We start from the raw sequence: 6611 nt of genomic DNA, 5'->3' as shown, positions 1-6611 counted from the left end.
GGTTGATCTTCCCGCGTTTGACACCGATCGCGGTGCGATGGTCCTCGAGGACCGCGATTTTCGCCTCCAGCTCCGCCCGCACCCGGGGCGGTGCGGTCTCGGCGAGCCGGCGCAGCCGGGCGGCCTTGCGGTGCAGGAATTGGCCTTCTGTCTGGAGGCGGGCGAGTGTGATGCCGAGGCCGCGGTCGTCGTAGGTGAAGCCCCGAAAGTCGGAGACCAACCCATCCGGGCGTTCCGCGACAATCGCCGCGGCGCCGAGGGTGGCCGGTGACCAATCCACCCCCACCGCGACCGTGCCCGCCGCGAGGTCACCGGCGGGGACGGCTTCGGTGGCGGCGCACCGCAGCAGCAGACCCCGCCCGTCGAGGGTCAGGGTCGGCAGATGCCACTGTGTGATCGCCCGGCCGGTCAGGTGCGGGGGGAGCGCGGCGGTCATCCGCACCGGGCGCCACTGCGCCCGCCCGGTCGGGGCGGCGGTGGTGGGCAGTTTCACCGTCAGCACCATGGTGTCGCCGGTGACGGTGAGCCGGGCGAGTTGGGTGTCGGCGGCCGAGAGCCGGGCCATCGCACCGGCCTGCGGTGGGGTTTGCAGGTCGGTGATCCGCACCCGTGGGGACTGCACGGCCCCCGAGTCCGTTTCACTACTCCGGCGGGTCCGGGCGAGCAGTTGACGGCGCACACCCCGCGCGAACCCCGACGGCACATACTCCGCAGCAGAATCCGGTGCGGCGATGCGTCCGGTGACGGGATCGAACCGGGCCGACAGCGCCGCGATCGCCGCATCCCGATACGCCAGGGTCCGTAGGGTCGCGGTGGCCTGGGCGGTCACCACCCGTGTCACCCGCGACGGCACGTACACCCCGTCGGGGTAGGTGGGGGTCCAGCCCAGCCGCGCCGCCGCGACGTGTCCGTGCTTGGGCAGGGCCCGGCCGTCGCGGTCGCGGCCGGCGGCCAGGGTGTCGAAGGTGTCCGGGTGCCACAGTCGGGTGAGCAGTTCGGTTTCGGCGCCGGCGATCAGGTCGAGCAGCCATGCGATGCGGGTGTCGAGGTCGTCGAGTCCGATCGGGTCGCCGGTGCTGTCGTCGACCGCCGCGTAGGGGCGGGTGGTGAACGCGAACGGGCGTGTGCCGGTGAGTTCGGTGTCGGTCACTGCGCATCCCTGTCCAACCGTACCCGGGCATCATCGAGAAGTCGGCGTTGATTGTGCTCGGACCGCAACCGATAGAACCGACCCGAAAACGACGCCAGCAGCGCCATGAAGTCATCCATCAGTTCCTCGGTCAGCGATTTCTCGCCGTGCTCGCGTAGCACCTCGACCGTAACCCCGACCGCCGACAGGTACCGTTCGATCCACACCACTCCGAACCGCGCCAGCCGATCCCGCCACACCACCCGGACCACCGTGAACCGTCCCCGGGCCGCGTCGTCGAGCATCCGATCCAGTCCGGCCCGCCTCTCCCGAAGCCCCGAACCGCGGTCCTTGTACACGCGGTACACGGCACCGGTGGCGCTCTCCCGCAACATCGTCTCCTGATTCGCGAGCGACGATTCCTGCCCCGTCGAGCCCGACACGCGGCAGTACAACGCTTCGATCCTGACCGAGGGATTGCACACCGCGGCGGGCCGCCCCAGGTACGCGTCGAGGTCGGCTCGCTCGAAAATGCGCTGACCGGAACCCGTACGGCGAGAAGGTATCCGGCCTTCCGCTGCGGCCTTACGAACCCCCACGACGGACATGTTCAGGTATTCGGCGGCCTCTCCGATGCGCACGGGACGAATAGTATCAGGAAGTATGATGTAGTATCAGGAAATTCCTCCACTGTTGTCAGCCTCACGACGGTTGCGGGGTCCTCGGGCCCGCGGAACCGTCCGAGACGGGCTTCTGCCACGGCCAGCGGCCGTCGATCTCGAGTTGCAGGGACCAGCTCAGGAACGTGCGGATCAGCACGATGATCGCCAGCACCCCGACGGACGTGAAGGTGGGGGTGACGGCGACGGTCTTGATGATGTCGGCCGCCACCAGGAATTCGAGACCCAGCAGGATCGACCGGCCCAGATTGCGGCGATACGCGACGTAGATCGGTGCTCGGGGTGTGCGCCGGCGGGTGTCGTACGCGATCCAGCTGGACACGAGCGCACCGACGACGATGACGGCCACCCCGACCACGTCGATGACCGAGCCGACCGTGTCCATCACCTCGGCGATGTCCATGCACACTCCCTCCGGCGCTGCCGCGTGTCCGGATCATTGTGACCACGACAGCCCGGATGTGGGCGGGAAGCGCGCTACCTCACCGACTCTCGTGCGGTGTTCGTGTCGTCGACGGTGCGCGCATCGTCCGCCACCGCCTGTGCGCGCGCCCACCGGTAGTCCGCCTTCCCGGCCGGGCTGCGGGCGATCTCGGAACGGAACACGACGGCCTTCGGCAACTTGTACCGGGCGATCGACCGCGCGGCGTGCTCGATGACACCGGCGGCGTCGAGTTCGGCGTCCTCGGCGGGTACGACGATCGCGACCACCTCCTGTCCCCACCGTTCACTCGGGCGCGCCGCGACCACGACGTCGACGACGTCGGGATGAGAGACGATCGCGAGTTCGACCTCCTCGGCGAAGATCTTCTCCCCGCCGGAGTTGATGGTCGCCGAGTCGCGGCCGAGAAGTTCGATGCTGCCGTCCGCCAGGTGACGGGCACGATCACCCGGCAGGGCGTACCGGATCGACCCGATGACGGGGAAGGTCGCCGCCGTCTTGGCGGCATCGCCCTTGTAACCCAGCGGTGCGAACCCCCGCTGCGCGAGCCAGCCGATACCGTCGTGGCCGGGCTCGAGGACACCGTCGAGATCCTCGGCGACGACGCAGGTGTCGGGGCCGCCGCGGAACGTGCCCGTCGCCACGGCACCGGTCATGGACGTGTGCTGCATCTGCGCGCCGGTCTCGGACGACCCGACGCCGTCGAGCACCACGACGCCCGGCATCGCCGCGATGAGACGTTCCTTGGCGGTCGGACTCAGCACCGCGCCCCCGTTCCCGACGAGGACCAGCGACGACACGTCGGCGTCGCCGTCCTCGATCGCGGCGGCGAGCGGTCGTGCCATCGCGTCGCCGACCACGGTCACGACGGCGACCTTCTCCCGTTCGATCGTGCGGACCACCTCGGGGCCGTCCAGATGATCCGGCACCGTCGAGAAGATCACTGTCTGTCCGGTGAGGGCCGCGGTCAACGCGGCCCACTGTGCGGCCCCGTGCATCAGCGGCGGCAGGATCATCATCCGCAGCCCCGGATTCGCGACCGCGTTCGCGGCGATGCGCTCGTAGGAGTCGACGAGTTCTCCGTTGTAGATGTTCCTGCCGCCGCAGCCGGCCATGAGGATGTCGTGCTGACGCCACAGCACACCCTTGGGCATGCCGGTCGTGCCGCCGGTGTAGAGGACGTACAGGTCGTCGGGGGTGGATCGTATCGGCAGCGGTTCGGGGGAACTTTCGGCGAGCACGGTCTCGTAGTCGACGGCGCCGTCGAGCAGTTCGTTGCCCGAGCCGTCGGCGATCTGGATCAGCACGCGCAGCGACGGCAGGCTCGACCGCACCGCCGCGACCGTCGGGGCGAACGCCGCGTGATAGAGCAACGCCGTCGCCTCCGAGTTGGCGAGAAGCTGAGCGAGTTCGCTGCCGGTGTAGCGATAGTTGACGTTGAACGGCGCGACCCGGGCGCGGAACGCGCCGAGCAGTCCCTCGATGTACTCGTTGCCGTTGTAGGCCAGACATCCCAACAGATCCTGCCCGACCTCGTGCGGGGCGAGGTCGGCGCGCTCGGCGTGGCAGCCCAGTCCCTGCGAATGCAGGAACGACGCGAAGCGTCGGGCGCGCTCGTCGACCTGCGCGAAGGTGAACCTGCGGTCGCCCTGCACGATCATCTCGCGGTCGGGTATCGCGGCGGCGACGATGCTCGCCGCTCGATCGAGGGTGAATTCGACTGGTGTCGAGCCCGATTCGGTCCCGTTCGTGTGTGGCACTGCAACTCCTCGGATGGATGCCGGCGAATGCGCTACAGCAGCGTGGTGCCCGATGCTGCGGTCCCCCCGAACGGCGAACCGTCAGTCGTACAGTTCCTCGGACGATACCGCAGGCCCGGGTCGTCGATATGTGGATTCGCGCAGGTGACGACCGTGTTCATCAGCGGATCCGCGGTGCCCGGCCGTCGCCGTCCGGGGTCTCCGCGAGCTGGGCTCTGCCGAGCGGGTTGCCGAGGCGGGTGTAGATCAGGCCGTGGTCGAGGGCGGCGCGATAGGGCTTGTCCAGCGATTCCCAGATGGCCTTGACGGTGCCCTGCGTCGCCGCGGGCGGATTCGCGGCGATGGTGGCCGCGATCGCGTGGGCCCGCTGCCACAGGCATTCCGGCGGAACCACTTCCGAAACCAGCCCGATCCGCAGTGCAGTGTCGGCTCCGACGCGTTCGGCGTTGCCCGTCAACGCGATCCGCAGTGTCTCGCCGAGACCCACGCGCCGCATCAGCCCGATCGGCTCGAGCGCCGACACCAGGCCGGTCGAGACGTGCGAATCGAAGAAGGTGGCGTCCGACGAGCAGATCACCACGTCGGATTCGTTGACGAAGTAGAACCCGCCGGCGGTGCACATGCCCTGCACCGCGCACACGACCGGTTTCCACATCTTCTGCCACTTGGGGCTGAGCAGCTCACCCGGATCCTCGTGGTGCCACACGCTGTTCGGCTGCCCGTAGCTCGATTTGATGTCGAGTCCGGCGCTGAACGCACGGGTGCCGGCCGCTCGCAGCACGATCGCATGGACGTCGTCGTCCAACTTGACCAGGCGCCACGCCCGCGCCATCTCCTCGCACATCCGCCGATCGAACGCGTTGAGACGTTCGGGCCGGTTCAGGGTGATCGTCGCGACCTTGTCCTCGGGTGCGACGTCGAGCTGGATGGTCTCGAATACGGTGCCCACGGCTGCCCCCTGCCTCATCGACCCTCGAACTCCGGGTTGCGCCGTTGCCGGAACGCGGCGAGGCCTTCCTTGAAATCGCTTGTTCGGCAAGCCAACTCCAGGTCGAACAGCTCCTGGTTCATCGACTCGGTGAGTGTCGCGTGCTGAGCGTGCGCCAGTGCCTGTTTCGTCAGGCCCAGTGCGACGGTCGGTCCGGAGGCGAGGCGGTCCAGCAGTTCGCCCGCCGCGGTGTCGAGATCGCCCGCCGGAACCGCGTCGTGAATCAGGCCCCAGTCGGCGGCGGTACCGCCCGGGACCTTCTCGCCGAGCAGCAGCATGCGACGGGCCCGGGCGATCCCGACGAGCCGGGGCAGCAGCCAGGTCGACCCGGAGTCCGGGCTGAAGCCGCGTGCGACGAACGGCTCCCAGAACACGGCATCGTCGGCCGCGACGGTGAAATCGGCGGCGAGCGCCAGGTTGCAGCCCAGGCCGGCGGCCCAGCCCCGGACGCTGCACACGACCGGGAGGTGGACGGTGTGCACGAGTTCGATCACGCGGTGCGCGGCGTGGGGGATGCGTCGAACCAAATCGCCTGCGCGCGGGCGCGTTCCGTCAGTGTTGCGGGAAACCCAGTCGACGCCGGCGCAGAAGTCGTCGCCGGCCCCGCGGAGGTGGATCGCGCGCAACGTATCGTCCGAGGCGGCGTGCGTGAGCTGATCGACGAGGGAATCGATCATGTTCTGGCTCAGCGAATTTCGACGGTCGGTGCGATCCAGCGTGAGGTGCAGGACGGCATCCTCGCGGTGCGCGGTCACGGCACCGCCGATGCCGGGCCGGGCATCTCGGTTCGCTGTGGTCACATCCGCTCCCGGATTGATACTGTTTGTATTACGGTAATTGATACCGTTACTCCGTCCGAAGATAACAGGGGGGCGGGGTCGGAGGGAAGGAAATTCATGGGCGAGCACCAGGGTCGGGTCGTGGAGGCCGGACGGATCTCCTATGGGGCGCAACCCCTGCCGCAGCAGCTCGCGGTCGCGCCCGCGCTGCGCCGTCTCGTCGGGCTCGTGATGTCGCTCGAGGATCCGCACCCGGTCCTGGACGAGATGGCCGCGCGACTCGCCGACTGGGAGCGCGACCTCGCATCCGTGGCGCCCCCGGACCAGCGGCCGCGAATCGGTCCGGACGCCGACGATGCCCGCCGCGTCTACGTCGACCACGCGTACGACATCGGTGCATTCAACCCGTGCTTTCCCGAGTACGTCTTCGACCGGCTCGACACGGACCGTGCCGAGGGCCGTGTCACCTTCCCGCTGGCTTTCGAGGGTCCGCCCGGCCTGGTCCACGGGGGATTTCTCGGGGTGTTCTTCGACTCCGTCACCCAGCACCAGAGTTGCGCGGTCGGTGTTTCGGGCAAGACGCGATCGTTGACGGTGACCTACCGGCGGCCCACGCCGCTGGCGACGGAACTGCAATTCACCATCGACCGAACGGTGGGGGAGCGCGGCATCGACTCCACGGCGCGGTTGCTGCTCGACGGTGACGTGCTGTGCACGGGCGTCGTCAACACCGTTGCCGCCGACGTCGGAAGACTTGCCGGGACGCGGTACGGCACGCGACGGAACGCGACCGGGTAGGGATTCGTCGGAGGCGGCGACGGCCGGGGTGCACT

The 6611-nt window shown here is 68.8% G+C and carries 6 protein-coding genes and 1 pseudogene; 1 reads left to right on the top strand and 6 read right to left on the bottom strand.

The window, feature by feature from the left end:
- From M1M07_RS13005 to M1M07_RS12980, 6 genes and pseudogenes are all read right to left on the bottom strand, one after another.
- Window positions 1-1150 (bottom strand): annotated as a pseudogene (locus M1M07_RS13005) (transposase); the annotation flags it as partial.
- Window positions 1147-1770 (bottom strand): IS607 family transposase, encoded by a 624-nt coding sequence (locus M1M07_RS13000; protein ID WP_248674429.1) that lies wholly within the window; start codon window positions 1768-1770, stop codon window positions 1147-1149. The gene M1M07_RS13000 and the pseudogene M1M07_RS13005, both read right to left, overlap by 4 nt.
- Before the next feature lie 61 nt (window positions 1771-1831).
- A complete protein-coding gene (locus M1M07_RS12995; RefSeq protein ID WP_248674427.1) occupies window positions 1832-2212 on the bottom strand; it encodes a DUF1622 domain-containing protein in 381 nt (126 codons plus the stop codon).
- 74 nt (window positions 2213-2286) lie between these two features.
- Window positions 2287-4011, bottom strand: a complete 1725-nt coding sequence (locus tag M1M07_RS12990; protein WP_308200799.1) for an acyl-CoA synthetase — start codon at window positions 4009-4011, stop codon at window positions 2287-2289.
- Window positions 4012-4171: 160 nt separating this feature from the next.
- Window positions 4172-4960 carry an enoyl-CoA hydratase/isomerase family protein gene (locus M1M07_RS12985; protein WP_248674426.1) on the bottom strand — a complete coding sequence of 263 codons (789 nt, stop codon included), beginning with the start codon at window positions 4958-4960 and terminating at the stop codon, window positions 4172-4174.
- Between the two features lie 14 nt (window positions 4961-4974).
- A complete protein-coding gene (locus M1M07_RS12980) occupies window positions 4975-5799 on the bottom strand; it encodes an enoyl-CoA hydratase/isomerase family protein (protein WP_248674424.1) in 825 nt (274 codons plus the stop codon).
- Window positions 5800-5895: 96 nt separating this feature from the next.
- Here M1M07_RS12980 and M1M07_RS12975 point away from each other — a divergent pair, with 96 nt between their 5' ends.
- Complete coding sequence (locus M1M07_RS12975; protein ID WP_197255785.1) at window positions 5896-6576, top strand: hypothetical protein; 681 nt, start codon at window positions 5896-5898, stop codon at window positions 6574-6576.
- Window positions 6577-6611: the final 35 nt, after the last annotated feature.

This window comes from Rhodococcus sp. HM1 (genome assembly GCF_023218075.1).
Lineage (GTDB): Bacteria > Actinomycetota > Actinomycetes > Mycobacteriales > Mycobacteriaceae > Rhodococcus.
The sequence above is the reverse complement of the archived record's forward strand: the minus strand, read 5'-3'. Positions and strand labels throughout refer to the sequence as shown.